Origin of the sequence: Maribacter sp. X9 (genome assembly GCF_048537565.1) — a bacterium.
In the GTDB taxonomy this organism is placed as follows: Bacteria; Bacteroidota; Bacteroidia; order Flavobacteriales; family Flavobacteriaceae; genus Maribacter.
The window spans coordinates 2,251,238-2,276,873 of the sequence record NZ_CP183215.1 but is presented as its reverse complement, the minus strand read 5'-3'; the positions used below and the strand labels follow the sequence as shown (position 1 = coordinate 2,276,873).

At 41.0% G+C, this 25,636-nt stretch carries 25 protein-coding genes; 19 read left to right on the top strand and 6 right to left on the bottom strand.

Annotated features, from left to right (window positions below):
* The first annotated feature begins 6 nt into the window (after nucleotides 1-6).
* Nucleotides 7-1,128 carry a PQQ-dependent sugar dehydrogenase gene (locus ACNR9Q_RS09835; protein ID WP_419211042.1) on the top strand — a complete coding sequence of 374 codons (1,122 nt, stop codon included), beginning with the start codon at nucleotides 7-9 and terminating at the stop codon, nucleotides 1,126-1,128.
* 6 nt (nucleotides 1,129-1,134) lie between these two features.
* Complete coding sequence (locus ACNR9Q_RS09830; RefSeq protein ID WP_419211041.1) at nucleotides 1,135-1,536, top strand: c-type cytochrome; 402 nt, start codon at nucleotides 1,135-1,137, stop codon at nucleotides 1,534-1,536.
* A gap of 14 nt (nucleotides 1,537-1,550) precedes the next feature.
* Here the strand turns inward: ACNR9Q_RS09830 and murQ are convergent, their stop codons facing one another.
* Complete coding sequence (murQ, locus tag ACNR9Q_RS09825; protein ID WP_419211040.1) at nucleotides 1,551-2,363, bottom strand: N-acetylmuramic acid 6-phosphate etherase; 813 nt, start codon at nucleotides 2,361-2,363, stop codon at nucleotides 1,551-1,553.
* Nucleotides 2,364-2,368: 5 nt separating this feature from the next.
* Nucleotides 2,369-3,118 (bottom strand): DeoR/GlpR family DNA-binding transcription regulator, encoded by a 750-nt coding sequence (locus ACNR9Q_RS09820; protein WP_419211039.1) that lies wholly within the window; start codon nucleotides 3,116-3,118, stop codon nucleotides 2,369-2,371.
* A gap of 206 nt (nucleotides 3,119-3,324) precedes the next feature.
* On the opposite strand from ACNR9Q_RS09820, the gene nagB reads away from it, so the two are divergent.
* Genes nagB through acs form a run of 8 tightly spaced genes read left to right on the top strand, consistent with a single transcriptional unit; the run spans nucleotide 3,325 to nucleotide 14,764 of the window.
* Nucleotides 3,325-5,253 (top strand): glucosamine-6-phosphate deaminase, encoded by a 1,929-nt coding sequence (nagB, locus tag ACNR9Q_RS09815; RefSeq protein WP_419211038.1) that lies wholly within the window; start codon nucleotides 3,325-3,327, stop codon nucleotides 5,251-5,253.
* Nucleotides 5,254-5,311: 58 nt separating this feature from the next.
* Complete coding sequence (locus tag ACNR9Q_RS09810) at nucleotides 5,312-6,838, top strand: glycoside hydrolase family 10 protein (RefSeq protein ID WP_419211037.1); 1,527 nt, start codon at nucleotides 5,312-5,314, stop codon at nucleotides 6,836-6,838.
* Entirely contained in the window at nucleotides 6,822-8,096 is a 1,275-nt protein-coding gene (locus ACNR9Q_RS09805) for an MFS transporter (RefSeq protein ID WP_419211036.1), read from the top strand. The genes ACNR9Q_RS09810 and ACNR9Q_RS09805 overlap by 17 nt, the downstream gene beginning before the upstream one ends.
* Nucleotides 8,089-9,675: a glycoside hydrolase family 3 protein gene (locus ACNR9Q_RS09800; protein WP_419211035.1), complete on the top strand. Its 1,587-nt coding sequence runs from the start codon at nucleotides 8,089-8,091 to the stop codon at nucleotides 9,673-9,675. The genes ACNR9Q_RS09805 and ACNR9Q_RS09800 overlap by 8 nt, the downstream gene beginning before the upstream one ends.
* A 17-nt stretch (nucleotides 9,676-9,692) precedes the next feature.
* Nucleotides 9,693-10,769 (top strand): anhydro-N-acetylmuramic acid kinase, encoded by a 1,077-nt coding sequence (locus tag ACNR9Q_RS09795; protein ID WP_419211034.1) that lies wholly within the window; start codon nucleotides 9,693-9,695, stop codon nucleotides 10,767-10,769.
* Nucleotides 10,770-10,809: 40 nt separating this feature from the next.
* Nucleotides 10,810-11,070: a DUF4212 domain-containing protein gene (locus ACNR9Q_RS09790; RefSeq protein WP_419211033.1), complete on the top strand. Its 261-nt coding sequence runs from the start codon at nucleotides 10,810-10,812 to the stop codon at nucleotides 11,068-11,070.
* Nucleotides 11,071-11,101: 31 nt separating this feature from the next.
* Nucleotides 11,102-12,796 (top strand): sodium:solute symporter family protein, encoded by a 1,695-nt coding sequence (locus ACNR9Q_RS09785; RefSeq protein ID WP_419211032.1) that lies wholly within the window; start codon nucleotides 11,102-11,104, stop codon nucleotides 12,794-12,796.
* A 60-nt stretch (nucleotides 12,797-12,856) separates the two neighbouring features.
* On the top strand, nucleotides 12,857-14,764 hold the full coding sequence (acs, locus tag ACNR9Q_RS09780; RefSeq protein WP_419211031.1) for an acetate--CoA ligase: 1,908 nt from the start codon (nucleotides 12,857-12,859) through the stop codon (nucleotides 14,762-14,764).
* 190 nt (nucleotides 14,765-14,954) lie between these two features.
* Here the strand turns inward: acs and ACNR9Q_RS09775 are convergent, their stop codons facing one another.
* Nucleotides 14,955-15,386, bottom strand: a complete 432-nt coding sequence (locus tag ACNR9Q_RS09775; protein WP_419211030.1) for an META domain-containing protein — start codon at nucleotides 15,384-15,386, stop codon at nucleotides 14,955-14,957.
* An 89-nt stretch (nucleotides 15,387-15,475) separates the two neighbouring features.
* Nucleotides 15,476-16,699 carry a multidrug effflux MFS transporter gene (locus ACNR9Q_RS09770; protein WP_419211029.1) on the bottom strand — a complete coding sequence of 408 codons (1,224 nt, stop codon included), beginning with the start codon at nucleotides 16,697-16,699 and terminating at the stop codon, nucleotides 15,476-15,478.
* 108 nt (nucleotides 16,700-16,807) lie between these two features.
* On the opposite strand from ACNR9Q_RS09770, the gene udk reads away from it, so the two are divergent.
* The 9 genes from udk (at nucleotide 16,808) to ACNR9Q_RS09725 (ending at nucleotide 23,745) form a co-directional block, all read left to right on the top strand.
* A complete protein-coding gene (gene udk / locus ACNR9Q_RS09765; RefSeq protein ID WP_419211028.1) occupies nucleotides 16,808-17,422 on the top strand; it encodes a uridine kinase in 615 nt (204 codons plus the stop codon).
* On the top strand, nucleotides 17,422-17,754 hold the full coding sequence (locus ACNR9Q_RS09760) for an FtsB family cell division protein (protein ID WP_419211027.1): 333 nt from the start codon (nucleotides 17,422-17,424) through the stop codon (nucleotides 17,752-17,754). Before udk ends, ACNR9Q_RS09760 begins: the two co-directional genes overlap by 1 nt.
* 188 nt (nucleotides 17,755-17,942) lie before the next feature.
* A complete protein-coding gene (locus tag ACNR9Q_RS09755) occupies nucleotides 17,943-18,716 on the top strand; it encodes a ParA family protein (protein ID WP_419211026.1) in 774 nt (257 codons plus the stop codon).
* A 1-nt stretch (nucleotide 18,717) separates the two neighbouring features.
* Nucleotides 18,718-19,626 (top strand): ParB/RepB/Spo0J family partition protein, encoded by a 909-nt coding sequence (locus tag ACNR9Q_RS09750; protein ID WP_419211025.1) that lies wholly within the window; start codon nucleotides 18,718-18,720, stop codon nucleotides 19,624-19,626.
* Between the two features lie 19 nt (nucleotides 19,627-19,645).
* Nucleotides 19,646-20,272, top strand: coding sequence for a DUF5683 domain-containing protein (locus ACNR9Q_RS09745; protein ID WP_419211024.1), 627 nt, complete (start codon nucleotides 19,646-19,648; stop codon nucleotides 20,270-20,272).
* Between the two features lie 2 nt (nucleotides 20,273-20,274).
* Nucleotides 20,275-20,976, top strand: coding sequence for a 4-hydroxy-tetrahydrodipicolinate reductase (dapB, locus tag ACNR9Q_RS09740; RefSeq protein WP_419211023.1), 702 nt, complete (start codon nucleotides 20,275-20,277; stop codon nucleotides 20,974-20,976).
* Nucleotides 20,977-21,072: 96 nt separating this feature from the next.
* Complete coding sequence (gene lepB / locus ACNR9Q_RS09735; protein ID WP_419211022.1) at nucleotides 21,073-22,773, top strand: signal peptidase I; 1,701 nt, start codon at nucleotides 21,073-21,075, stop codon at nucleotides 22,771-22,773.
* 26 nt (nucleotides 22,774-22,799) lie between these two features.
* Nucleotides 22,800-23,429: a WbqC family protein gene (locus ACNR9Q_RS09730; protein WP_419211021.1), complete on the top strand. Its 630-nt coding sequence runs from the start codon at nucleotides 22,800-22,802 to the stop codon at nucleotides 23,427-23,429.
* Nucleotides 23,422-23,745, top strand: a complete 324-nt coding sequence (locus tag ACNR9Q_RS09725; RefSeq protein WP_419211020.1) for a DUF6122 family protein — start codon at nucleotides 23,422-23,424, stop codon at nucleotides 23,743-23,745. The genes ACNR9Q_RS09730 and ACNR9Q_RS09725 overlap by 8 nt, the downstream gene beginning before the upstream one ends.
* Here ACNR9Q_RS09725 and ACNR9Q_RS09720 read toward each other — a convergent pair.
* Nucleotides 23,719-24,750: an endonuclease/exonuclease/phosphatase family protein gene (locus tag ACNR9Q_RS09720; protein WP_419211019.1), complete on the bottom strand. Its 1,032-nt coding sequence runs from the start codon at nucleotides 24,748-24,750 to the stop codon at nucleotides 23,719-23,721. The two genes, ACNR9Q_RS09725 and ACNR9Q_RS09720, sit on opposite strands and share 27 nt — an antisense overlap.
* 5 nt (nucleotides 24,751-24,755) lie before the next feature.
* On the bottom strand, nucleotides 24,756-25,634 hold the full coding sequence (locus tag ACNR9Q_RS09715) for a rhomboid family intramembrane serine protease (RefSeq protein ID WP_419211018.1): 879 nt from the start codon (nucleotides 25,632-25,634) through the stop codon (nucleotides 24,756-24,758).
* Between the last annotated feature and the right edge of the window lie 2 nt (nucleotides 25,635-25,636).

Here is a 25,636-nt window from a genome sequence, read left to right as displayed (position 1 = left end):
CCCAATATGAAAAAAAGTATCATTTTGAGTTGTTTATTCGTTGTAATGCTCAATTCATCTTGCGCACAAGACACTGAAAATAAAGTCACTACACCAAACAACCCGGTTTTTAAAGCTGAGTTGTTCGTCGATGACCTACAGATTCCATGGGGGTTTGCGTTCTTACCGGACGGAAGTATGCTCATTACCGAAAAAGAAGGCAAACTTTTAAAATATTTCAATGGCGAACGCGAAGAAATTGGTAATGTGCCAGAAGTTTACCAAAGAGGTCAAGGAGGACTTTTAGATGTAGTAATGCATCCAAATTACAACGATAACGGGTGGATTTATTTGACCTATTCCTCGCCTGAAGGAGAGGAAAAAGGGGGAAATACTGCGCTAATGCGAGCCAAACTTAAAAACGGTAATTTGGTTGAAAATGAAGTACTTTACAAAGCCACCCCCAATACAACAAAAGGCCAACATTTTGGATCTCGCATTACTTTTGATAACGATGGATATCTGTACTTTTCTATTGGAGAAAGAGGAGCCAGAGATGAAAACCCCCAGGATATTAACCGTGACGGTGGAAAAATTTACAGACTACACGATGATGGTCGCATTCCAAATGACAACCCTTTCGTTAATGAAAAAGGCGCCAAAACCGCTATTTATAGTTATGGCCATCGAAATCCCCAAGGGTTAGTGATACACCCCGAAAGCGGACGCATCTGGGAGCATGAACACGGACCTAGAGGTGGAGACGAGATCAATATCATTGAAAAAGGTGCCAATTACGGTTGGCCGGTGGTTACCTACGGTATCAATTATAGCGGAACGCCCATAACAGAAAAAACAGAAATGGATGGCATGACACAACCCATTCATTACTGGGTACCTTCCATCGCCCCTAGCGGAATGGCTTTTGTAACCACCGATAAGTATAAGGGTTGGAAAGGAAGCCTTCTGGTGGGTTCCTTGGCTTTTCAATACTTGGAACGATTGGAGTTCGATGGAAAAAAGGTGACCAAAAGAGAAAAACTTTTACCGGGCGAGGGCCGTGTTCGCGCCATTGGAGAAGGTCCGGACGGGCTAATCTACGTGGCTGTCGAAGGCAAAGGCATCTTTAAATTAATCCCTAAACCTTAAACGAAAATGAAATATATCTTTCTTTCCTATCTGACCATTGTCGCCCTCTTGACCGTGTCACTTTTTCAAGAGCCCGGTCTAAAAGAAAGTATGGAACGCGGCAGAGAAATTTATGCGGATTTCTGTGTGACCTGTCATTTGGATTCTGGAGAAGGAGTATCTTATACTTTTCCTCCTTTGGCAAATTCAGACTATTTACTTCAGCAAAGGGAAGCTTCCATACATGCGGTGAAATTTGGATTACAAGGTGAAATTACCGTAAACCGCACGGTCTACAATAGTGGCATGGCGGCTATGGGACTGGAGGATGACGAAATTGCAGATGTGCTCAACTACGCTATGAACTCTTGGGGCAACATCCAAGAAAAAATGATTACAGAGAAGGAAGTTGCAGCTATTGAAAAATAATCAAAGGAGTGGTTTTACTCCCTTCCAGCTTCCAAAGCCAACTTCACGGAGCCATGTTTTTTAAGTAATTTTTCAGCTTCGGAATAATCGATGCCAAGCCCTTCGACAATGTATCTGGTACCCCTATCCACCAATTTATCATTACTTAACTGCATATTGACCATCTTGTTTCCCTTTACCCTACCGATTTTAATCATTAGGGCGGTGGAAATCATATTGAGGGCCAACTTTTGGGAAGTACCACTTTTCATACGGGTACTACCGGTCAGAAATTCAGGACCCACATTGATTTCGATGGGAATATCCGCGATTTGAGCAATGGGTGCTCCTGGATTATTGGTAATGGCCGCTGTTAAAATTCCGTTACGTTTTGCATCGTTCAAACCGCCGATAACATAGGGCGTACTGCCCGATGCGGCGATACCTACTACAACATCATTTTCATTGATGTCATGTGCCTTTAAATCGAGCCAAGCCTGAACCTTATCATCCTCTGCATTTTCCACCGCCTTTCGTATGGCGGTATCACCACCAGCAATCAGACCGATAACACGTTCATGGGGAATCCCAAAAGTGGGTGGTATTTCAGAAGCATCCAAAACTCCCAGTCTCCCACTCGTACCGGCACCTATATAAAACAACCGGCCTCCTTTTTGGAATCTCTCCGCGAGGGCATCCACCAATTTCGTAATTTGGGGAATGGTTTTTTCAACGGCTTCCGCGACGGTTTTATCCTCTTCGTTCATCTTGGTCAAAATGGTTTGGGTATCCATTTGTTCTAGATGTTCATGATTGGAAGGGGTTTCGGTAATTTTTTTATACTCCATAGTTGCTATAATAATTTGATATCATGATTTTTGAAAGCATTCAACAGTGGATCGTCTGGATTTAACTCCGTAATCATGGTATTTATTGAGTTGATATCGCAAGTTTTGTAGCGATGCTGTGAATTGAGTTTTTCTGAAATGGATAAAAGTACCGTTTTCTTGGATGCCTTGATGACGGCTTTTTTGATTTGAACTATATCCCAATCGAACTCCGTTAGTCCATACACCGCATCCACATACCCTGTGCCTATAAAACTATAATCCACCCGTATTTCAGATAGATGGTGAATGGCATTGGCCCCGATGGAAATCTGAGCTTCCTTGGATATTTGCCCTCCAATGGAAATCACGTTTACATTATCCTTACTGGAGAGTTCCATCGCCACAGGCAAACTAATGGTGAAACAGGTCAAGTTCAAATTTTCGGGTATGATTCGGGCCAACTCTAAACAGGTGGTACCTCCATCCAAGAAAATAACGGCACCGTTTCTCAGCATTCCAACCGCTTTTGTGGCTATCGCCACTTTGTCATCCAATTTATAAATATTGCTATTACGGGTGCTATTGGTCATGAAACCCATCGAAATGGCGCCACCGTGTACCTTTCGAAGTCGCTTATCCGCATCGAGTTCCTTTACATCTCGCCTAACGGTATCAATGGATACGTCCAAAGCTTCCGCAATATCCGTCAATAGGATTCGGTTGTGCAAATCTACCTCGCTTAAAATGGCCTGTTGTCGCTCTTCTTTTAACATGCTTTGCCGGACTTAAAAAATTTGAGTCTGCACAAAGATAGTATTTTTATTGATTTGCCGTTTTATGACGTTTAATTAACTTCAAATTCATCATAATTTCACATAAAAGCACAAAACAGCAAAATAAAAAGCACAAAACAGCAATTATTAAATTTTAAAGTTATATTTGCAGGGATTTTAAACCTCTAAAAGAAATATTACCCTCTATGAAAACAAGCCTTTCAGAATCCAACATCGATATTAGCCATAAACCCATTGGCCAATTTGAGGAGACCCGTTTTGAAAAAATACACAATGTCATATTTAAGGATTCCAATGAGGCTTCCATTAAGGTGGCCGAGGAAATTGCAGCGCTTATCAAGAAAAGACAAGGCCAAAAAAGAAACTGTGTACTAGGTTTAGCCACCGGTTCCTCCCCTATTCGCGTTTATGAGGAGTTGGTGAGGATGCATAAGGAGGAAGGCTTGAGTTTTAAGAATGTCGTCACTTTTAATTTGGATGAATACCTTCCCATGGAACCTAATAACATTCAAAGTTATTTCTATTTCATGCACGAACATTTGTTCAACCATGTGGACATTCCTGAAGAGAACATTCACATTCCTGATGGTACGGTTACCAATGAGGAAACGATCGACTATTGTTTATCCTATGAACGGAAAATCAAGGAATATGGCGGATTGGATTTTCAATTGTTGGGTATTGGTAGAACGGGACATATCGGTTTTAACGAACCAGGTTCTCACTTCAACTCCGGCACAAGGGTAATTACCTTGGATCATATCACTAGGGTTGATGCCGCACCGTCTTTCTTAGGAATAGACAATGTTCCCCGTAAAGCGATAACTATGGGTATCGCCACGGTGCGCAAAGCGAAGCGCATCATTCTCTTAGGTTGGGGTCAGAACAAAGCGAACATCATCAAAAAAACAATTGAGGGTGAAGTTTCCTCCCATGTGCCCGCAACCTACCTTCAGCATCATGACAATTGTACCTTTGTTTTGGATACCGGCGCAGGTAGCGAGCTTACCCGAAATAAAACACCTTGGCTTGTAGATGCATGTACTTGGACGGAAGAGCTAAAAGCCAAAGCGATGGTCTGGCTGTGCGAGACGACTGGAAAAACGATTTTAAGCTTGACCGACAAGGACTATAATGACAATGGAATGGCAGACCTCCTTGCTTTGGAAGATGCGTACGACCTGAACATTGCTATGTTCAATAAATTACAGCATACGATTACAGGCTGGCCTGGTGGAAAACCCAATGCGGATGATACCAACAGACCAGAAAGGGCTACCCCTGAAAAGAAAAGGGTCATCATATTCAGCCCACACCCCGATGATGATGTTATATCCATGGGAGGCACTTTCGATCGTTTGGTAGAACAAGGGCACGACGTACATGTGGTATACCAAACCTCGGGAAATATTGCTGTATCGGACACCGATGCTCGAAAATATGCTGAAATTGCCATGCATATCAATCCGTCGGAAGAAGCTAAAAAAATAATACAGTCCATCACTGAAAAGAACGAAACCAGAATCGATTCTCCAGAAGTACGGGATCTTAAAGGAAAAATTAGACGGGGCGAATCGTATGCTGCAACCCGTTATATGGGTCTTGATGATAAGAACGTACACTTTTTGGACCTACCCTTCTACGAAACAGGAACCATCAAGAAAAAGAATTTATCCGATGCGGACATCAAAATCATGGTGGATATCATCTCACAAATTAAACCGCATCAAATTTATGCCGCCGGTGATCTGGCCGATCCCCATGGTACGCACAAAGTATGTTTGGATGCTGTTTTTTCGGCTTGTGAAGAATTGAAATCGGAGGATTTCATGAACGACTGTTGGTTATGGTTATACAGGGGGGCATGGCATGAATGGGATATTAATGAAATTGAAATGGCCGTTCCTATGAGTCCGGGGCAAGTATTGAAAAAACGAAATGCGATCTTCTGCCACCAATCCCAAAAAGATGGGGTGATGTTCCAAGGTGACGATTCCAGGGAGTTCTGGATGCGTGCCGAAGAGCGAAATAGGGACACTGCCAATAAATATAAGGCGATGGGATTATCCTCTTACGCTGCTATGGAAGCTTTTGTAAGATATAAATTCAACTAAGCTTTAAATCTTTTCAAAAAGGCCTATTTTAGTCATAAAATAGGCCTTTTATTTTACTATGATCAGATTTTTTCCCTTACTTACTTTATTGCTGTTATTCACTTCTTGTTCAATTTTCAGGAACTATGAAAAACACCCGAAGACGGAATTTCGGGGGGTTTGGGTGGCCACGGTCGTCAATATCGATTGGCCAAAAAATGGAAAGGATACGGCCGAAAAACAAAAAACCGATTACCTCAACATCCTTGATTTTTACCAAAAGGAAAATTACAATGCGGTCATCGTACAAGTACGCGCCGCCGGTGATGCCTTTTACGATTCTGAATTTGCTCCTTGGTCCCGCTTTCTGACCGGAGAAGAAGGAACTCCGCCCCAGTGGAATACCGATGTGCTGGAATGGATGATTTTAGAAACGCATAAGCGAGGCATGGAATTCCATGCCTGGTTGAATCCCTACCGCGCCACCTTTGATGAAAACTTTGAGGTGTTAAGTGAGACCCATGATTACTGTACACACCCAGAATGGATGGTGCATTACGGTAAAAAGAATTATTACAATCCGGGCTTGCCAGAAGTACGGAACCATTTTACCAAAGTCATTGGAGAACTCGTTTCCCAATACGATATCGACGCCGTGCATTTTGATGATTATTTCTATCCCTATAAGGTAAAAGGTGAAACTTTCAGGGATTCCATCGCCTTTAAAGAGCATGCGCTAGCCCGTCAAAATCTGGAGGATTGGAGACGTAGTAATATCGATTCCTTGGTAAAGCAAGTGAACGATACCATTAAATCCATCAAACCTTGGGTACAGTTTGGTATAAGTCCGTTCGGGGTATGGAAAAATAACTCGACCGATCCCAAAGGTTCGGATACCAAGGCAGGACAAACCACCTATGAAGATCTATATGCAGACCCTTTGTTATGGATGCAAAAAGGTTGGATCGACTACCTAGCGCCACAGGTGTATTGGAGTATGGACCTACCGGCCGCCTCACACCGAAAAATTGTGGATTGGTGGGCCAACCATAACTATGGTACCCATTTGTACGTTGGCAATGGTGCCTATAAAGTGCGGAACAATAGCGATGTCGCCTGGAACGATGAAAAGGAATTGCCAAACCAACTGAAACTGGCGCGAAGGACTCCGGAAATATCCGGAAATATCATGTTCAGTGCCAAATCCTTGATGACCGATAAGGAGGACGTGGTGGAAGATATCCATAAGAAATTCTATAAATATCCTGCCTTGACCCCCACCGCACCAGGTTTATATCGTAATCTCCCTGAAAAACCGGTATTGACATCGGTTCAAGAAACATCCGAAGAAATTCTTTTACAATTTCAAGATATCAGTAATCAACGCTATGCCTTGATGTATAAATCGGGCCGGTCGAATAAGGAAATGTATCCCATCAAAAAATTGGAACAAAAAATATTCGTAAACGGGAACACAGTGACTCTATCAAAAGCGGCACTAAAAGGAAAACATATCGCCATTTCTTTTGTGGACAAGTATGGCCGGGAAACGGAATCTCAAATTATTCATCTCAAAAAATTAGACATGTATGGTTCAGAAAGATAAAGGAGCTTGGGCATGGGTGCCCATTCTTTACTTTACCCAAGGCCTTCCCTATGTACTGGTGGTGACCGTATCGGTCATTATGTACAAAAAATTAGGGGTCAGCAATGAAGATATCGGTCTATATACCAGCTTGTTGTATTTACCATGGGTGTTAAAACCCCTATGGAGTCCGTTCATCGATTTAAAAAGTACCAAACGCAAATGGTTTTTGGCCATGCAATTATTGATTGCCCTGGCACTCTTTGGTGTGGGGCTTACCGTACCTACCAACATGTTCTTTATTTCGTCTTTGGCCTGTTTCTGGATGGCGGCGTTTGCATCGGCCACCAACGACATTGCTTCAGATGGTTATTATATGCTAGGGTTATCGGAAAAGAAACAATCCTTTTTTGTGGGAATGCGTAGCACGTTTTACAGATTGGCCATGGTGACCGGCGAAGGTCTCATCGTCGTTCTGGCCGGATTCCTAGAAAATAAATATGGGGACAATTCCAAGGCATGGAGCATTACCATGACAGCGGCCGCCTTTTTAATGCTGCTGTTGACCATTTCCAATTTTTTCGCCGCTCCAAAATATGAAACATCCGAAGATTTTATTCAAGAAAAACCACAGGGCTTTTTAGAAGTTTTTACCTCCTTTTTCAAGAAACCGGGTATTGGTATCGCCTTGGCCTTCATTCTCACCTACAGGCTTGGGGAATCACAATTGGTGAAAATGACCTCTCCATTTTTATTGGACAGCCCTAACAAAGGTGGTTTAGGGTATTCTACGGAACAATTGGGAACCATTTTTGGAACGGCAGGGGTTATCTTTCTTTCCATTGGGGGAATTTTAGGAGGTATCTTGATTTCCCGTGATGGATTGAAAAAATGGATGCTTCCCATGGTGCTATCCTTAAACGTTCCTAATATTCTATATGCCATTTTGGCCATGACCAACACAACGAATATTTATGCGGTGACCACCACGGTGGTTTTTGAAAAGTTCGGCTACGGCTTTGGGTTCGCCGCGTTTTTGATGTACCTCATCTACATTGCGGAGGGCAAGGCTAAAACTTCGCATTATGCCATTGCCACCGGCTTTATGGCGCTGGGCATGATGTTACCTGGTATGATCAGTGGCTATATGCAACAATGGTTGGGATATGGCGGCTTTTTTGTTTGGGTCGTCATTGCCGCCTTACCCTCACTTTTCCTTTTAAAATTCATAACCTATCCGGCCGATTTCGGTAAAAAAACTGCAGCTCCCCGTGAATAATTTCAAAAACCTAAAAGCGTTAAAAGAAAAACTTACCCAAAAGGAAAAAGTGGGCCAACTGTTCATGCCCGCAGCGTTTATCAATGATACCGAAGAGGAAATCCAAAGACTCGAGCGACTGATTTCAGAACACCATGTAGGCGGACTCTGTTTCTTTCATTCCAGGGCCAGTGCGGCCACCAATTTTGAGGGTAAGAAAAAAGTGGTGAAGAATGAAAATAGTTTTGAGACCTTAAAATCATTGATTTTACGCTATCAGAAAGCTGCCAAATATCCGTTGCTCATTTCAATAGACGCGGAATGGGGACTTGCCATGCGAATCGAAAATACGCCTCAATATCCGTATGCCATTACCCTTGGAGCCAATAAAAATAATACAGATGTAACCTATCAAGTCGGTAAACAGATTGCCCAGGATTGCAAGACGGCCGGCATTCATTGGAACCTTTCCCCAGTCGTGGACATTAATAACAACCCCAACAATCCCGTCATTGGATACCGTTCTTTTGGCGACGACAAACAAGCGGTTCTTAATTTAGCAAAAGCCTATGTGAAAGGGATGGAAAGTGAAGGAGTCCTCACCAGCATCAAACACTTTCCCGGTCATGGCGACACAGCGACCGATTCCCATTTGGGATTGCCCGTGATCCACAAATCAAAAGAAGAATTATTGAAAAACGAGCTGTATCCCTTTCAGCAACTCATTACCGAAGGAGTGGATGCGGTCATGGTGGGTCACTTATCCGTCCCTGCCTTGACCAAGCATCCAGAGTTACCCTCGAGCATCAATAAAGACATGATTACCATACTTTTACGTCAAGAAATGGGCTTTGAGGGCGTTGTCATTTCCGATGCCTTAAATATGCACGCCGTTTCCAGAAATTACCCGGTTCCCGGGGAATTGGAATGGTTGGCCTTTGATGCCGGAAACGATATCCTGTGCTTTGCGGAACACATTACCGAAGGCATTGAAATGATACTCAAAAATGCATCTGAAACACAAATTGATGCAAGTTTGGAACGTATCTGGAAGCTCAAGGACAAAGCCGTTGAAACGCAATTATCAACCTCTAATCACGAGTTGACGGACCCGACAGATGTCAACCGTAAAATTGCGGAGGCGTCCATCACCCTACACGTAGGCACTTCAAGCTCAATCGAAGCATTTAGGCGACGGAATTACTGTACTCTAACTTTCAAACGCCACAGTACCGAAAGCTCCGAAGAAGAACTGAAAGCATTAGTCCGGCAGATGAAAAAGGAGGTGGAGCATGAAAAGGATATTCTAGTACTGTTGAATCCGCCCCAAATAAAACCGACCAATACTTTTGGTTTTTTACCGGAAGAAATCGAATTTATCAACGAACTTTTAGAACAAAAAAATGTGGTGCTGTACCACTTTGGAAATCCCTATGCCCTCTCCTTATTTGATATTTCAAAAAGTATGGCAACCGTTATTGCCTATCAAAATTTCAAGGGATTTCAGGATGTGGCTACCGAGCATTTTTTAGGGAAATTAGAAGCCAAGGGAACTTTACCCGTTTCTCTAGGGAATACAGATAGCCCACATTTAAGTTGAACCAAAATAAATCGACAATGAAAATCTATAAAATCATTGGGTTAATGTCCGGCACTTCCTTAGATGGGTTGGATTTGGCCTATTGCCATATTTGGGAGGACAAAGGCGCATGGAAATTCGATATTAAAAAAACGAAGAGTGTTTCCTATACTCAAGAAATGCAAGAGGAGCTAAAGGACGCCATTAGTTTATCGGCAGAAAAACTACTTGAATTACACAATACCTATGGCACCTGGCTGGGTGGGCAAGCCCTGAAGTTTGTTCAGGAGCATCAATTAGACGTAGACTATATCGCAAGCCATGGCCATACCACGCATCATCGGCCAGAAATGGGCCTCACCTTTCAAGTAGGCTCGGGTCAGCATTTGGCCAATACTTCAGGCTATAAGGTCATTTGTGATTTTAGGACCAACGACCTGGCCTTGGGCGGACAAGGGGCGCCGCTCGTTCCCATTGGCGACCGTACCTTTTTTGGGGATTATGATTTCTGTCTCAATTTAGGGGGTATCAGCAATATTTCTTTCGATGTAAAGGGCAAACGCATTGCCTACGACATCGGTCTGGCCAATATGATTTTAAATTACATAACCAGAAAGGTAGGCCTAGAATATGATGAAGACGGAAAACTGGCAAGGAGTGGCCGCATCAATCCCTCCATGCTCAAACGCCTTAACAGTTTAAAATACTACCTGCAACCACATCCAAAATCCATAGGCTACGAATGGTTTTTGGCCGAAGTGGTTCCTATCGTAGAAGATATGAACGACTCCATCGAAAATTTACTGCATACCAGCATCCATCATATCTGTGAAAAAATCGAACAACAGATCCGGTTAAATTCAAATGGTGGTGAACAAACCCTATTAGTGACCGGTGGCGGTGCCTTAAATTCCTTTTTTATGGTAACCCTTCAAGAAAAATTGGGAAAGGCAACCAAGGTCATCATCCCTGAAAAAATCATTATCGAATTCAAGGAGGCCCTTGTCTTTGCCTTAATGGGGGTCTTGCGTATGGAACAACAAATAAATGTTCTTTCCTCGGTTACCGGAGCCAAAAAAGATTCCAGTAGCGGCGTTGTTTTCCTTCCCAATTGAACTTTTTTGCCTAATTTCAGGAACCCTAAAAAACCGATCTATGTCTGAAAAACAAAAAAAGGCGACCGCCTACTGGAAAGAAAACGTAAGATATCTTTTCATCCTGTTATCCATTTGGTTTTTGGTTTCCTTTGGTGCAGGAATTCTTTTTAAAGAGGCCTTGGATGCCTTTCAAATTGGTGGATTTAAATTAGGATTTTGGTTCGCACAACAAGGGTCTATATATGTTTTCGTCATTTTGATATTCGTATATGTACGATTGATGAACACCTTGGATAAAAAATACGGATACGACGATTAGCCTTTAACCACAACCCTAAACCAACCTTCGCATGAGTGTTCAAACCTGGACGTATATTTTAGTAGGAGTTACTTTCGCCCTGTACATCGGCATCGCCATTTGGTCAAGAGCGGGGTCCACCAGTGATTTTTATGTTGCCGGTGGCGGTGTTTCGCCCTTGGCAAACGGTATGGCCACGGCAGCGGATTGGATGTCTGCCGCTTCGTTTATTTCCATGGCGGGAATCATCTCCTTTGCCGGCTATGACGGTTCCGTTTATTTAATGGGATGGACGGGAGGTTATGTTTTGCTGGCATTACTCCTAGCCCCCTATCTCAGGAAGTTTGGAAAATTTACGGTGCCCGATTTTATTGGTGATCGCTATTATTCAAAAACGGCACGTATCGTTGCCGTCATCTGTGCCCTGATTGTTTCGTTCACCTATGTAGCCGGACAAATGCGAGGCGTAGGTGTTGTCTTCTCCCGATTTCTTCAGGTCGATATCAACACTGGCGTCATCATTGGAATGGTCATCGTTTTGTTCTATGCCGTTTTGGGTGGAATGAAAGGTATCACCTATACCCAAGTGGCCCAATATTGCGTATTGATTTTCGCTTTTATGGTACCCGCCATATTTATTTCTATCCAAATGACCGGAAACCCAATTCCACAATTGGGAATGGGTGCTACACTCAATGATGGCTCCGGGACGTATTTATTGGAAAAGCTCGATGGACTCTCCACAGAACTTGGGTTCAACGAATATACGGATGGTTCTAAGTCCGTCGTAGATATTTTCGCGATTACCCTGGCCTTAATGGTGGGTACCGCAGGACTGCCCCACGTCATCGTACGGTTCTTTACCGTAAAGAAGGTAAAGGATGCGCGAAAATCGGCCGGACTAGCCCTCCTGTTGATCGCCATATTATACACCACAGCGCCTGCCGTTTCCGTTTTTGCGAAAACCAATTTGATCAATACGGTGAGTAACGAGGAATATTCCAGCATGCCGGTATGGTTTAAGAACTGGGAGGGAACCGGACTATTGACTTTCGATGATAAAAATGCCGATGGTAAAATCCAATATGTGGCCGATAAGGAAAAAAACGAGTTGACCATCGATAACGATATCATGGTGTTAGCCAATCCAGAAATCGCAGATTTGCCGGCATGGGTCATTGCCTTGGTAGCTGCTGGCGGACTTGCCGCGGCGCTATCTACCGCTGCAGGATTGCTGTTAGTAATCTCGGCTTCGGTTTCTCATGATTTGGTTAAAAAAACCTTTAAACCCAATATTTCTGACAAAGCGGAATTATGGGTCGCTCGAGGTTCGGCCACGGTTGCCGTAGTCATAGCAGGATACTTCGGTATTAATCCACCAGGATTTGTGGCTGCCGTAGTGGCCTTGGCGTTTGGCCTCGCTGCCGCTTCCTTTTTCCCCGCAATCGTATTAGGTATTTTTTACAAAAAAATGAACAAAGAAGGTGCCATCAGTGGAATGGTGGTAGGTATAGCCCTCATGCTGTTCTACATGACCAAATTTAAGTTCGGTCTGTTCGGTGGCGGAACTGCTGCAGATTGGTGGTTCGGAATTTCCCCCGAAGGTTTTGGTAGTATCGCCATGATCGCTAACTTTATCGTAGCAATTCTCGTATTTCAATTTACACCACCCCCACCGCAAGACGTTCAGGAGATCGTTGAAGATATCAGGATACCCAGTGGTGCTGGAGAAGCAACGGGACATTAAAAAAAATCAACGTTCAGAATTTAGTTCAACCATTTAAACATATAAAATTTATAACCCGACATGAGTAATTATCATATCAAGCATTTAGAGGAATATTTTCAAGTCTACCGTAAATCGGTCAGAAACCCGGAAGCCTTTTGGGAGGAAATTGCGGAAGAGCATTTTGTATGGCGTAAACGATGGGATAATGTACTGAGTTGGGATTTTAGCAAACCTGAAATCAAATGGTTTGAAGGTGCTAAATTGAATATTACCGAAAACTGCCTGGATAGGCACTTACCCACAAGAGGGAGTAAAACCGCGATCATATTTGAACCGAACGACCCAAAAGAGGAAGCCGTTCACATTACCTACAGGCAATTACACGAGCGGGTTTGCCGCATGGCCAATGTCTTGTTGGACCATGGTATTAAAAAAGGTGATCGTGTCTGCATTTACCTTCCTATGATTCCTGAACTAGCCGTAGCCCTTTTGGCCTGTGCAAGAATTGGTGCGATACATTCCGTAGTATTTGCCGGATTTTCGGCAAACGCATTATCCACCAGAATCAATGATTCCGACTGTAAAATGGTCTTGACCTCAGACGGCTCTTACCGAGGTTTAAAATCCATTGACCTTAAAGGCATTGTGGATAAGGCCTTGGAAGATTGTCCCGGTGTTGAAAACGTATTAGTGGTCAAACGCACAGGTGCCAAAATCCATATGGAAGAAGGTAGGGACGCATGGTTACAACCTTTGTTGGAGGAAGCCTATGCGGATTGTGTCGCCGAATTGATGGATGCCGAAGATCCCTTGTTTATTCTATATACTTCCGGCTCTACCGGAAAACCTAAAGGTATGGTCCATACCACAGCCGGTTACATGGTATATACCGCCTATACCTTCAAGAACGTATTCCAATATCGAGAACATGATGTGTATTGGTGTACGGCGGACATTGGCTGGATCACCGGGCACTCTTATATTGTATATGGCCCATTGGCGAACGGGGCAACAACCCTCATGTTCGAAGGGGTTCCCTCCTATCCGGATTTTGGTCGTTTTTGGGATGTGGTTGAAAAGCATAAAGTCAACCAGTTCTATACCGCACCTACGGCGATAAGGGCATTGGCCAAGGAAAATCTTGATTTTGTAGAAAAATATGACCTATCCAGTCTTAAAGTTCTAGGTTCGGTTGGGGAACCCATAAACGAAGAAGCTTGGCATTGGTATAATAATAACGTCGGAAAAAGGAATAGTCCCATTGTGGATACCTGGTGGCAAACCGAAACCGGGGGAATCATGATTACCCCGATACCCTATGTAACACCCACGGCACCTACCTATGCGACGTTACCCTTCATAGGAATCCAACCTGCTCTAATGGATGAAAATGCGAATGAAATAAAAGGTAATCAGGTGGATGGCCGTTTGTGTATCAAATTTCCATGGCCATCGATTGCCAGAACGATTTGGGGAAATCATGACCGTTATCGAGACACCTATTTCTCGGCCTATAAGAATATGTACTTTACAGGGGATGGTGCCTTGCGCGATGCCGTTGGCTATTACCGTATCACCGGTCGTGTGGATGATGTGGTCATTGTATCTGGTCATAACTTAGGTACGGCCCCCATCGAAGATTCCATCAACGAGCATCCAGCTGTGGCCGAATCTGCCATCGTCGGTTTCCCGCATGAAATCAAAGGAAATGCACTGTACGGCTATGTCATTTTAAAGGAATTTGGGGAGACCCGTGACCGGGAAAACCTAAGAAAAGAAATCAATCAACAGATAACGGAACAAATAGGACCTATCGCTAAATTGGACAAGATCCAGTTCGTAAGCGGACTTCCAAAAACCCGAAGCGGTAAGATTATGCGACGTATCTTACGTAAAATCGCCAGTAAGGATACCGATAACTTAGGGGATACAAGTACACTTTTGAATCCAGAGGTGGTACAGGAAATTATGGATAATGCGCTTTAATTTTTAAAAACAGCTATTAGTGTCCTAGAATTGACAAAGCTTCCTAAATCCACCATTGCAGTTGGATTTAGGAAGCTTAGGTTTCATCTGAATTCATTTTCTACTCTAGGGTACTTTACCCCCTTGAGTTACTTTCTTCACAACCTACAAGATTGGAAAGATTAAATTTTCAACTCTCTAATTTTAAATTTTATTCTTTGGCTATCTTTTTGAATCGCATCATGATGATGTCATCAATCATCAAGTTCAATTTTCCTTCAGCATCAATTCTATAGGTATTTACTTTTTTAATGGTATTCAAAAAGAACGTCTCCCCTTCTCCGCAATACATCATAGTGGTCGGTCCAGGTTCACCAAAAGAAATTTCATTTCCCTCGATGGTATATGCTGCAGAATAACCATTACAACTGTTATTACCTTCTACCCTTTTTGTAGTTGGATCAAACGTTATTTTCGGTTTTCTATCCGGGTATAATCCTTCAAAAGCAATTTTAGGACCTGAAAGATATTCAAGTTCCCAAGTTGTATTAAAGAGCGCTGTAGCTGTTGTCTTTTTCGAAGTGGAACACGAAAGCATCCCGATGATTAAAAAGACAAGTGAAAACGTTTTTATTTTATCCATAAGTATATAAATTAATTCGTGTTTTCTTGATTTAAATGACAAGTACACTATATGCAAGGATGATACCAAAATCGGTGCGTTGTTAGAACTTAATTAACGTAAGCATGATTATTAGCGAACAAGGGCCGCGTTTTAAACACTAAAAATAGAAGCAGTGACAAAAATCCGCAAACTCCTAATCCCGCAAAAAGTGCCCAAACCGAATCCTCTATGAAACTCCCCACGAAAATAGAAATTGGAATCGAAAGTATGGTGGAGATAAATCCGGTGATGGCCGCCCCTATACCCGCAATATGTCCAATAGGTTCCATGGCTATGGACCTCATGTTTCCCCAAATAAAACCCAAACACAAAAATAACATGGACAGAAAAATCAATAAAATGGCCAAACTAGGATCTTCAGTATTCCAAAACAAAAAGCTATACACAAAGGCAATAAGTGTAAAGGCCAAAAGTGCCAAAAAAGATAAATTACGCATGCCGAAACGCAATACCAAAGTACCGTTCATTAATGTGGAAAAACCTACAGAAAAGGCTAAACCGGCAAAAATATAAGGAAAGGTTTCCGTGAGGCCATACAATTCTTCAAATACATGCTGTGCAGAACTGAGGTAGACCAAAAATGCACCCGTTATTAATCCTGATATAATCGTACACGAAACGGTCTCTTTGTACTTGAATATTTCTTTAGTTCCCCTAACAAAAACCTTAAAGGAGAAAGGTACTTTAAAAGTAGGTTTCAATGTTTCTTCCTGTCTTTTCCAAAACCAAATCCCTACCAATAGGGCAAAAAATGATTGCATATAAAAAATGCCTTCCCATCCCATGACATCCATAATCGCTTTTCCTATAGCAGGAGCCACTACGGGCACCAGAATAAAGAAGGCCGTTACAAACGACATGATTTTGGCCATGTAATCCCCCCGATAGGTATCTCTAATAATCGATATACTAATAGTTCTAGGAGCAGAAAGTCCGATACCCTGTAAAACCCTGCCTATTAGCATAATTTCTAGATTGGGCGCCCATAAACATACAGCGCTCGCCAGTAAGAAAATGGCAAATCCAAAATAGACAATAGGTTTTCTCCCCAGACTATCGGACAAGGGCCCGAAAAACAGTTGACCGACCCCCAAACCCAAAAATATCATCGTAACCAACAACTGATTTTGAGTAGGATCCAAACTGTTAATAGCGATACCTATATCGGCCATAGCGGGTAGTATGGCGTCAATTGCCAATGCCACAATGGACATTAAAGAAGCCATTAAAGCCACAAATTCAAAATTTGGTTTAACCTGTTCATTTTGCATCCTGCAAAAATAATACTTAACCCCGCAAGGCATGTTAATAAAACTTGATTTTTAAGTTTTATGAAAATTTGAAGTTCAAATATGTATTTTTGAACCAAAGAAAAGTATATGCTGATTATAGGGATAGCTGGTGGTACCGGATGCGGCAAAACCACAGTGGTAAACCAAATCATTAACGAACTACCCAATGAGGAAGTTGGAGTAATTTCACAAGATTCCTATTACAATGATTTGTCCCATTTATCGCTGGAGGAGCGGCGAAAGACTAATTTCGACCATCCTAATTCTATCGATTTTGAGCTTTTAGAGCAACATTTAATTGCGCTAAGAAATGGAGAATCAATAGAACAACCTGTTTATTCTTTTTTAGAATGTAACAGAACCAAAAAAACCGTTCTTACGCACCCTACAAAGGTAATTATTGTAGAAGGAATACTGATCATGACCAACCCTGACATTCGTAATATGTTCGATATCAAGATATTCGTACATGCAGATACCGATGAAAGATTAATACGAAGATTAAAAAGGGACGTGAACGAACGCGGCTGGAATCTGGACGAAACCTTGGAAAAATATCAATCGATCATAAAGCCTATGCACGAGCAGTTTATTGAGCCGACCAAAGAGTACGCCGATATCATTATCCCGAACAATACGTACAACACGGTTGCTGTTGAAATCGTAAGGGGTGTCATTAACCAAAAACTAATGCAATCCTGATGGGATTTAAAGATTTAAAACAAAACAAATGGTTCAAAATCATGACCAATACCTACGTGTTGGTTTTGACTGTATTTGTAGTTTGGATGCTTTTTTTTGACACCAATTCCCTACTCATTCATTTAGAACTGAGAAGAGAAATAAAAAAATTGGAAAAAACTCAGGATTTTCTGAAAAAAGAAATTGCAAAGGATAAAAAAATCATAGAAAAATTATCGGAAGAAGGGGAACTTGAAAAATTTGCCCGTGAAGAATACTACCTTAAAAAGAAGAACGAGGAAATTTACCTGATAGAATATGAGGATAGTCTAAAACAAAAGGAAAAAGAATAGTTTTTGTGCAATTTGATAAGTTTTTAAAAAATTCCGGACCTGAATAGAAAATACTAGCTTAACCATTTCATAATTAAAAGTTTAACGTTATTTTAATGAAAAGCCTTTTGTTATTCACCTAGTGTTAACAAAATCCTTTCAATACCCCCGTAAATAATTGTATTTTTACCACCTAACTTACTTTGAATATGGGCAAGATTATTGCTATAGCCAATCAAAAAGGAGGGGTAGGTAAAACTACCACTACAGTAAACCTAGCGGCTTCGCTAGGGGTGCTGGAAAAAAAGGTATTGTTGATCGATGCGGATCCCCAAGCCAATGCCACTTCTGGATTAGGAATAGATGTCGATGGCGTGGAACTAGGCTCTTATCAACTTTTTGAACATACCAAAAATGCTCAAGAAACCATCATTTCGACTACCTCCCCAAATGTAGATTTGATTCCTGCACATATAGATTTGGTAGCCATCGAAATTGAATTGGTCGACAAAGACGAACGGGAGTATATGCTAAAAAAAGCAATTATAGACCTTAAAAACGACTACGATTATATATTAATAGACTGCGCTCCTTCGTTAGGATTATTGACCCTTAACGCTCTGACTGCAGCAGATTCAGTCATCATACCCATACAATGTGAGTATTTTGCGCTTGAAGGTTTGGGCAAATTGTTAAACACCATCAAAAGCGTACAACGCCTTCATAATCCAGATTTGGACATCGAAGGAATGCTCCTTACAATGTATGATTCAAGACTGCGTCTATCTAACCAGGTCGTAGACGAAGTACGTAAACATTTTGGGGATATGGTATTCGATACTGTAATTCAGAGAAATGTAAGATTAAGTGAAGCTCCAAGTTATGGTGAAAGCATCATTAAGTATGACGCGGCCAGTAAGGGCGCTACCAATTATTTGAATATGGCCGATGAAATAGTCAAAAAAAATAAGCAGACGGTTTAATATGGCAAAAGCGACAAAGAAACAAGCTTTAGGAAGAGGACTTTCGGCACTTTTAAAAGATCCGGAAAATGATATAAAATCTGCCACGGACAAAAATGCGGATAAAGTAGTAGGCAATATAATTGAGCTTGACCTGGACCACATCGAGGTCAATCCGTTTCAGCCAAGATCCAACTTTAATGACGAATCGATTAAGGAACTGGCAACCTCCATTAGAGAGTTAGGGGTCATACAGCCCATAACCGTTCGTAAACTAGGTTTTAACGAGTACCAGTTGGTTTCTGGAGAACGAAGATACCGGGCGTCTAAATTATTGGGTTTAGAAACCATTCCAGCATATATACGTATCGCCAATGACCAAGAGTCGTTGGAAATGGCCCTAGTTGAGAATATTCAGCGTCAAGATCTGGATCCTATTGAAATTGCACTCTCTTATCAACGTCTTATTGACGAAATTAATCTCACCCAAGAAAAATTGAGCGAGCGCGTTGGTAAAAAGAGATCGACCATTGCCAACTATTTGCGCTTATTGAAATTAGATCCCATTATCCAAACCGGAATGCGTGATGGATTTTTAAGTATGGGGCATGGGAGGGCTTTGGTCAATATTGACAAAAAGCAAGACCAACTTGCGCTTTACGAAAATATCATCAGCAATAACCTATCTGTTCGTGATACCGAAAGTGCTGTAAAAGCTTATCATTCCAAAGAAGAAGCACCAAAAGAACCAAAAAAAGCGGTTCAAAATGACCCGGCCGTTTTTGTACGTAAAGGAATCAAGGAATTGACCGATGCCCTTTCCGTAAAAGTAGATATAAAAGCTTCGGATAAAGCAAAAGGTAAGATTACGATTCCTTTTAATTCTCAAGAAGAATTTGACCGCATCAAAAAATTGATAACCGGTGCATAATAATCCCACATTATTTTTTTTGCTGTTATTATCTATCAACTTCTGCTTTTCGCAAGAAGAAGAGGAATCTGTGGCACCATCAAAAAAAGACAGCATACAATCTTCGATTGAAGAAGAGGTAATCATAATTGAGGATTCTTTACTGGTCGAAAAAAAGGCCTTCAACCCATTAGCTCCTAGTAAAGCCGCATTTTACTCCGCTATTTTACCGGGATTAGGACAGATATACAACAAGAGATACTGGAAGCTTCCTATAGTATGGGGAGCCATCGGTGGCAGTGTTTATATGTACACATGGAATAATGATAATTATCAACAGTTTAGGACAGCCTTCAAAAGAAGACAGGCGGGTTTTACCGATGATAAATTTTACGATATTAATGGGGATAATGCCGCTGGTGCCGACCCCGATTTAGATTTGGAGGATTTAGAGTATCAGCAAGAACGTTTTCAACGGGATCGTGATCTTTGGCTAGTAGTTTCGATCGGTATGTACGCCTTGAATATTATTGACGCCAATGTTGATGCACATTTACAACAGTTTAATATCGATGATGACCTTAGTATTGATTTTAAACCTTATTTTGATTTGAACCAGGTCACCAACACCCCTAATTACGGGATGGCCTTAACCTTTAAATTTTAAGAATGAACATTGCGCTTTTCGGATATGGGAAAATGGGTAAGATGATCGAGCAAGTCGCCTTGGAACGCGGACATCAAATTGTTGCTAAAATAGATGACGATACTAAAGAAATAGATTTTAGCACCATGGATGTTGCCATAGACTTTAGCATGCCAAAAGCAGCCTATGCCAATATCTCACAATGTATGGAACATAATGTTCCCGTTATTTCGGGAACCACTGGCTGGCTCGATAAATACCAAGATGCCGTTGCCCTATGTAAGAAAAAAAATGGAGCCTTTATCTACGCTTCGAACTTCAGCCTTGGGGTAAACATTTTTTTTGAACTGAATGCTTACTTGGCTAAAATGATGCAAAAGTTACCAGAATATAAGGTATCTCTAGAAGAAATCCATCATACCCAAAAATTAGATGCCCCCAGTGGCACGGCCATCACCTTGGCAGAAGGCATCATCACCAATTCCAAATATGAAAAATGGGAATTGGACCAGAATGGTGAAAGAATTTTACCTATTACCGCCAAACGTATTGGAAATACCCCGGGTACTCACACGGTTACTTATGACAGCTCAGTCGATAGTATTGAAATAAAACATACGGCGAATAACAGGGAAGGATTCGCTTTAGGGGCCGTAACCGCAGCCGAGTGGATCATTGGTAAAACAGGAATTTTCTCAATGAGAGATGTGTTAAACCTTGGTTAAAAAACGTAACATTAAGCATGCAATAAGACTCATTGATAAATAAAGGATTCGTAACAGTAAACAAATTCCTTCTCATTACTTTAAAAATTAAGAATCATGAACGGTACCCAATGGATTATTTTCATCCTGATTGTACAGGTAATACATTTTTTAGGCACTTGGAAACTATATATAAAGGCAGGTAGAAAAGCTTGGGAAGCCGCCATTCCCGTCTACAATGCTATTGTCTTGATGCAAATCATCAACCGACCCAAATGGTGGGTAATTCTATTGTTCATTCCTATCATCAACTTATTAATGTTTCCGGTCATCTGGGTAGAGACCATTAGAAGTTTTGGAAGGAATAGTAGGTTGGAGACTTGGTTGGTCGTACTAACCTTTGGCTTCTATATTTTCTATGTCAATTATTCTTTAGATGTTACCTATATTCAAGACCGAAGCTTGCATCCTAAAACAGCTATGGGAGAATGGGTAAGTTCTATTTTATTTGCCATTGTCGCGGCAACTTTAGTACATACGTATTTCATTCAACCTTATGTAATCCCTACCGGCTCTTTGGAAAGAACCTTAAGAGTTGGTGATTTTCTTTTTGTAAGCAAGTTCAATTACGGCGCAAGAACTCCCATGACCACGGTGGCAGCCCCAATGGTTCATGACACCTTACCTATATTAGGCGTCCCCTCTTATTTAAAAAAGCCCCAACTCCCCTATTTTAGATTACCAGGATTCACTAAAGTAGAACGCAATGATATTGTGGTGTTCAGTTGGCCGGCAGATACTGTACGTGTATTTTTCAAAAAAGAAAAAGGAGTAGATAAGCCCATTGATAAAAAATCTAACTATGTAAAACGCTGCGTAGGTATCCCCGGGGACTCTCTAGAAGTGCGCAATGGTTATGTATTTGTAAATGGCAAGCAATTAAAACTTCCCGGAAGTGCAAAGCCACAATTTGACTATAACATCTATAGTTCGAAAGGGGTTTCGTCGCGTTTAATAGAAAAACTAGGCGTAACGGATTTTACAAGAAAATACCTTTCGAATCCACTAAACCAAGAGCAGGTCAATGGACTTAGAAGTTACCTGAAGGGCTATAACCAAGCTGCAAATGGTCAAATTGAATTATATACAGAAAGTTCGGGAATTCCCGCCAGTGTCATTTCAAAATACCGTTTATCTTTAAAAGAAGTTACGGATCGTGAACGAATGGTGCCACTTACCGCAGAAATGGTTGAAACCCTCAGAAATGACCCAAGTATAGATTCTGTGGCACAAAGCATTACCCCTAAAGGCAGAAGAGGTATCAATCTATTTCCTCAAAGCGCAGATTATCCATGGAACTATAGCCAAATGGGTCCCATTTATATCCCTAAAAAAGGGACAACGGTAGCGCTTAATCTTAAGGTATTGCCGCTTTATAAAAAAATCATCAGGGAGTATGAAGAAAATGAACTTTCTGTATCTGGGAATCAAATCATCATTAATGGTCAACCTGTAACCAGTTATACTTTTCAACAAGACTATTATTGGATGATGGGTGACAACCGTGATCATTCTGAGGATAGCAGGGCTTGGGGTTATGTACCAGAAAACCATATCGTTGGTACACCCATCTTTATATGGATGAGTTTTGATAATTTCACACAAGGCATTAGCCATTGGAGACCTCGATGGGATCGCATCTTTACGACCGTAAATGGAGAGGGGGAACCACAGTCGTACTTTAAATATTTCCTTATTCTATTGGTCGTATATTTCGTTGGAAATTGGTTTTGGAAACGCCAAAATGCGAAACAATAGTTAATCTAAAAATACCATTAAAGCCGATGAAATTACTTCATCCGACATATTTTCCCAACGTACGCACCTTTAGTTATATCATACATCACCCCGTTTGCTGGGAAGTGGAGGACAATTATCAAAAACAAACCTTTAGGAACCGTACGTATATTGCTACGGATAGAGGTAAACATATTTTGAGCATTCCCATTGTTCATGTAGGCAAGGACAGTGGACGGCAGAAATATAAGGATGTCGCCTTAGACAATTCATACCCATGGCAACGTCAACACTGGCGAACTTTAGAAACGGCTTACAGGACTTCCCCGTTCTTTGAATTCTACGAAGATGATATAAAACCTTTATACATCAATAGTTTTGAACGGTTGATGGATTTTAACCTAAAGAGCATTGAAACCATTTTTGACTGTCTGCAATTGGAAATGCCCAAGGCCACTTCAGATACATTTGAGGAATCTCCTAAAAATAAAACCGACCTACGATTTCTGGTGAACGCTAAAGTAAAGAACCAACTTAAATTAGAACCCTATGTTCAAGTATTCGGTGACCGAAATGGATTCATACCGAACTTAAGCATATTGGATTTGCTTTTCAACATGGGTCCAAATACCGTAGCGTACCTCAACAACGATTTCCTTTTAGAAACCAATGGTTAGGTTTATCGCACATTATGGCATTCATTTTATTGTTCCTCTTTTTGTTGCTTTTCACTTTTATAAAGGAAATAGAATGTGGGCCGCCCTAATTTTACTGCTAGGAATTGTTATCGATATAGACCACTTATTAGCCACTCCAATTTTCGCCCCTAACCGCTGTAGCATTGCTTTTCACCCTTTGCATAGCTATTGGGCAATCTTAATCTATATTCTTCTATTTACAATCAAAAAAACTAGGATTATAGGGTTAGCCCTTTTAATTCATATTCTCGCCGATACCGTAGACTGCCTATTCATCGGTTCCGACCTTAATTGAAGCCATTATAGGCTCATGATCGGAAAGTTCGATATTATAATTTTTATGGGAGAGCACCTCAAAAGAAGGGTCCACTAGAATAAAATCGATTCGTAAAGGAAACCTCCAAAAATTAATGGTCTGTCCATAACCATTACCCTTTTCAAGAAAACTATCGTTCATAGCTCCTCTAATATTAAAATAAACACTTGAAAATTGGTTGTTGTTAAAGTCTCCGCAGACAATGTTTTTGTAAGGACTCTTATTCATGTGTTGGTTTACGATTTCAGATTGCTCCTGTTGTTTAGCAAAAGATTCACGAAGCCTACCGAACAAAAGATCTGACCGCTCACTTTTTATACTACTAGGTCTAATCTTTAAAGATTCTAAATGTAAATTATAGAATCTTACGGTATCACTTTTAATTACAACATCTGCAAAAACAGCACTATTAGAAGAATTCGGAAACTCAATTATCCCTTTCTCAATAATCCTATATTTTGAGTATATGGCCTGAATTACACGTCCCCTATCCGTTCCGAATTCATAATCAACATATTTATATGGATATTCTTCAAAATAATGCGACCTTATTTTTCTATAATCAAACTCCTGAAAACAAATGACATCAGGATTTTCCTTCTGAATAAAATTAACGATCGTATCGCCAGCAGTACTTTTCCACTCATCCTCTTTTCCTCTGAACCCGAGACTATTGAAACTCATGATGGAAATCTCACCATCCTGTTTTTCACCTGCTTTAATCCCGTTAAAAGAAATAAAAGTTCCTAAGCTAAAATAGCCATACACCAAAATGGACAGCGGCAACAACATCAAAAATTTCTTTTGTGCCAACCAAAACAAAAAAAATGAAATATTAATAAATACCAGTACTGGAACCGCCAAACTTATAAATGCCAAACTAGCGGAAGAAGTATAAGGAACGATACAGGCAAGTAACAAAAAAAATGAAAAGACCAGGTTTAAGAAAAACATGAACTTTTGAAAAAAAGAACGCTTTTTCATGAAATTTAATTCTCCTTACCCGCTTGGAAAAGGAAATCCTTTTCTGGCTTGGAAAGACTTTCATAACCTGACTTACTTATTTTATCAAGAATGGCATCAATTTTTTTTTGATGGGTTTTTCTATCATAATCCGCCTTTGAAGTTGATTTACTCTGTGTAGCTTGATTCTTATATACAGTCTTCATAGGCGCCTTTTTTTCACTCTTTTTAAACAGGTTGCCAATACCGTCCAAAAAACTCGAAAACCCTGAACCTATATCCGTTCCTTTGAGCAATTGACTGGCATATAAATATCCCAAAAGAGCACCTCCTAAATGCGCCAAATGTCCGCCAGAATTACTTAACGGAAGTTGTACTAGATCCGTAAGAACCACAAAAGCTCCTACATACCACAATTTAACATTAAAGAAAATGACCCGTACCTCTTGGTTGGGAATATAGGTGCAGATAAAAATAAGAATTGCACTGGCACCTGCCGACGCCCCAATCAAATACGCATTCGTATTAAAAAAGGCCGGAAACACATTATATCCTAAAACGAAGAATAATCCCCCGAGAATAACACCGAGTAGATACACGTTTAAAAATCGCTTCGCATCGAACAAATTAAGAAATATGCGGCCTACAAAATAAACAAGTAACATGTTCCAAAAGAGATGTCCAATACTAGCGTGAAAGAACGAATATGTAACAATGGACCATGGCTGAAAGGCGATAGCCACGATATCATTCGGCAATTCAAACCATTGTACGATGCTATTCTTGGAAATACCTAACAGAAAAGGAACTAAACTATTAATGATAAATACGAGAACGTTTATCGCTATTAGCTTTTCCGCTATGTTTAACCTACTGTACTGATATCTCAAATTGGGTTGCGACATAT